Origin of the sequence: Caballeronia sp. AZ1_KS37 (assembly GCF_023631165.1) — a bacterium.
GTDB classification, from domain to species: Bacteria; Pseudomonadota; Gammaproteobacteria; order Burkholderiales; family Burkholderiaceae; genus Caballeronia; species Caballeronia zhejiangensis.
Genome location: NZ_JALQDP010000018.1, coordinates 1 through 3,538, shown reverse-complemented (window position 1 = coordinate 3,538; position 3,538 = coordinate 1). Strand labels below are relative to the sequence as shown.

Annotated in this window: 2 protein-coding genes; one reads left to right on the top strand and one right to left on the bottom strand. The window is 61.7% G+C overall.

Annotation, left to right across the window (positions count from 1 at the left end):
* Positions 1-171: 171 nt before the first annotated feature.
* Positions 172-1,362 carry a M20 aminoacylase family protein gene (locus NCS00_RS12365; RefSeq protein WP_250440213.1) on the bottom strand — a complete coding sequence of 397 codons (1,191 nt, stop codon included), beginning with the start codon at positions 1,360-1,362 and terminating at the stop codon, positions 172-174.
* 160 nt (positions 1,363-1,522) lie between these two features.
* Here NCS00_RS12365 and NCS00_RS12360 point away from each other — a divergent pair.
* The coding region (locus NCS00_RS12360) for a molybdopterin-containing oxidoreductase family protein (RefSeq protein WP_250440212.1) at positions 1,523-3,538 on the top strand (2,016 nt) is incomplete at its 3' end.

The window sequence follows — 3,538 nt, the reverse complement described above, 5'->3', positions numbered from 1 at the left end:
GGACCGTGAAACGACTCCACGCCGATGATAGTGCGGATACCCGTGTGAAAGTAGGTAATCGTCAGGCTCCTCATGCTCCAAACAAAAACCCCACCCCAAAAGGTGGGGTTTTTGCGTTGGGGCGTGAAAATCTAAATCGCAATTAAGCCAGCAGAAGCGTAACGGCGACCATCAACGGGCGAGGAATTTCTCCGCCAGTCTTACCCAGTACGACGATCCGATCGATAACAAATCATCATTAAAGTCGTAGCTGGCGTTGTGCAACATGCACGGCCCCGCGCCGTGTCCTTGCTCCCGGTGCCCGCCGTCGCCGTTACCTAGAAACGCATAACATCCGGGCTTTTCGAGAAGCATGAACGAAAAGTCCTCGGCGCCCATCGTCGGCTCGACGGCGCTATCGACCTTATCCTTGCCCACCACTTCTGCCATAACTTCCGCCGCGAATCTTGCCTCTTCAGGCGAATTGATCGTCGGCGGATAGTTTCTGTGGAAATGAATTTCCACCTCGCAGTCGTAGGCCGCTGCGGTTGCATCGGCGATTTTGCGCATGCGCGCCTCGATCAGATCGAGCGTCTCCACCGTAAAAGTACGCACAGTTCCTCCGAGCCAAGCCTGATCGGGCACCACATTGGCAGCCTGGCCAGCGTGAATCTGGGTAATCGAAAGCACGGCCGTATCGATCGGCTTCTTGCTTCGCGTGATGATGCTCTGAAGCCCGTTCGCGATCTGAACCGCCGTAAAAACGGGATCGCGCCCGTTATGTGGCAAGGCCGCGTGCGAACCGGTTCCTCGAATGGCGATGCGAAACTCGTTGCTCGAAGCCATGATCGGCCCTTCGACGACACCGAAATGCCCCGCCGGAATGCCAGGCCAGTTGTGAATGCCGAACACCGCATCGACCGGAAACCGCTTGAAAAGACCATCTTCGATCATGGCCTTCGCGCCCGCGCCGCCTTCCTCAGCCGGTTGGAAGATGAAGACGACCGTCCCATCGAATTTGCCGTGCTTGGCGAGATATTTCGCCGCGCCGAGCAGCATCGCCGTGTGACCATCGTGGCCGCAGGCATGCATACGGCCGTCGTTCGTCGATCGATGGCCGAATGTATTCAATTCCTGAATGGGCAGCGCGTCCATATCCGCGCGCAGCCCGATCGAGGCACTGCCGGCGCCGCGCTTCAGCACGCCGACGACGCCCGTCTTGCCCAATCCCCGATGTACTTCGATTCCCCAACTTTCGAGGCTCTCGGCAACCAGTTTTGCGGTGCCAACCTCTTCATAGCGCAATTCGGGATGGGCATGGATCGTTCGTCGGAGCGTCTTGATCTCGTCGTGCGATGCTTCGATTTCTGGGATCAGATTCATTTCAACTGCTCTCACGTTTGAATTCGGATTGCGCGTATTGACCGCGCCTGGTCGTTCCATTCTACGCCGCCGCTATTTGCGCCATCGGACGGTCGATCGCATAGCGGCCGTAATAGAATTCCGTCATCTGCCGCTTTTACTTCGATTTACGGACTTTCCGATGAATGCTCCAGCCGAGTTTGCCCGAGCCGTGTGCCCGCACGATTGCCCCGATACTTGCGCGATGCGCGTAACGGTCAAGGATGGAAAAGCGGTCAAAGTCAGCGGCGAACCTGATCATCCACCGACGCAAGGTGTGTTGTGCACAAAGGTCACGCGCTATGCCGAGCGTACGCATCACAAGGATCGTCTTCTGACTCCGTTGCGTCGAATCGGCAAAAAGGGCGAGGGCCGATTTGAGCCGATCGGCTGGGATGAAGCGTTGCAACTCGCCGCCGAACGCCTGCAGCCTATCGCCCGGCGCGCGCCTGAAGCCATCGTTCCATACAGTTACGCGGGCACGATGGGCCTGGTGCAAGGCGAAAGCGTCGCTGCCCGATTCTTCAACGTGCTTGGCGCATCGCGACTCGAACGCACGATTTGTGCGGCTGCTGGCGCCGCCGGCCTGCGCTACACGTACGGCGCGAGCCTCGGAATGCATTCGGAGTATTACGAAGAGAGCGAGCTGATTCTGATCTGGGGCGCGAATCCGATCGCGTCGAGCCTGCACTTCTGGACGCGCGCGCAGGAGGCAAAGCGTCGTGGCGCGAAGCTGATCGCGATCGATCCGTACAAGTCGCTCACGGCGGAAAAGTGCCATCAGCACATCGCGTTGCGCCCGGGCACCGACGCCGCGCTCGCGCTCGGCATGATCGACGTGTTGATCCGCGAGAATTTCATCGATCACGAGTATGTGAGCGCGCATACCGTCGGCTTCGATGAACTTGCGGCGCGCGCGGCGCAGTATCCGGCTTCGCGCGTGGCGCAGATCTGCGGCATCGACGAAAAGGTCGTTATCGAACTCGCCCGTGCTTTCGGATCGACGAAGAAGGCCGCAATTCGCCTCAATTACGGCATGCAGCGCGTGCGCGGTGGCGGCAATGCCGTGCGGGCGATTGCTTGCTTGCCGTCGTTGACTGGCGCGTGGCGCGAGCGCGCCGGAGGCCTGCTGCTTTCGTCGTCCGGCTGGGCGCCGATCGACGGCAGCGCGCTCGAGCGTCCCGATTTGCTGCCGGGCTGGCCCTCGAAGCTTCCGCGCGCGATCAACATGAACGCGATCGGCGACGCGTTGCTGCATCCGGGCGACGAAGCATTCGGGCCGAAGATCGAAGCGCTGATCGTCTACAACTCGAATCCCGTTGCGGTCGCGCCCGATTCGGCCAAAGTCGAGGCGGGCTTCGCGCGCGAGGATCTGTTCACGATCGTGCTCGAACACTTCCAGACAGATACCGCCGATTACGCGGACCTCGTCTTTCCCGCGACGACGCAGCTCGAGCATCTCGACGTCCACAAGTCCTACGGGCACACGCACGTAATGGCGAATCTGCCGGCGATTCCACCCGTCGGCGAAGCGCGCCCGAACACTGAAATATTCCGCGGACTCGCACGCGCCCTGGGCCTTACCGAGCCGGCGCTTTTCGAGACCGACGAGCAGATCGCATCGAAGGCATTCCGCTGGAACGACCCGACGCTCGAAGGTCAGAGCTGGGACACGTTGAAGGCGTCCGGCTGGCTGAAGCTCGGAATCGCGGAAGCGCCGCTGGCCGAAGGCGGGTTCCGCACCCCGTCGGGAAAATGCGAGTTCTACAGCGAGCGCCTGAAACGCGAAGGTCTCGATCCGTTGCCCGATTACCTGCCGCCGTACGAATCTGCGGACGGATCGCCGGATCTGGCGGCCCGCTATCCGCTCGCGATGATTTCGCCGCCCGCGCGCAACTTCCTGAACAGCAGTTTCGTGAACATCGAAAGTCTGCGGGCGGCGGAGCGCGAACCGCATCTCGATATTCACCCCGCCGACGCGCAAGCGCGCGCCATCGCCGATGGCGCAGTCGTGCGCATCTTCAACGATCGCGGTTCGATGCAGGCCCGGGGGGGGGGGGGGGGGGGGGGGGGGGGGGGGGGGGGGGGGGGGGGGGGGGGGGGGGGGGGGGGTTTTTTTTGGGGGTGTCGCGCCCCGCACCGCGGGGGGGGTGTGGCG

What these genes read in the sequence shown, in the direction of transcription:
- NCS00_RS12365 (WP_250440213.1), bottom strand. Translation starts at nt 1,362, where the DNA reads ATGAATCTGATCCCAGAAATCGAAGCATCGCACGACGAGATCAAGACG.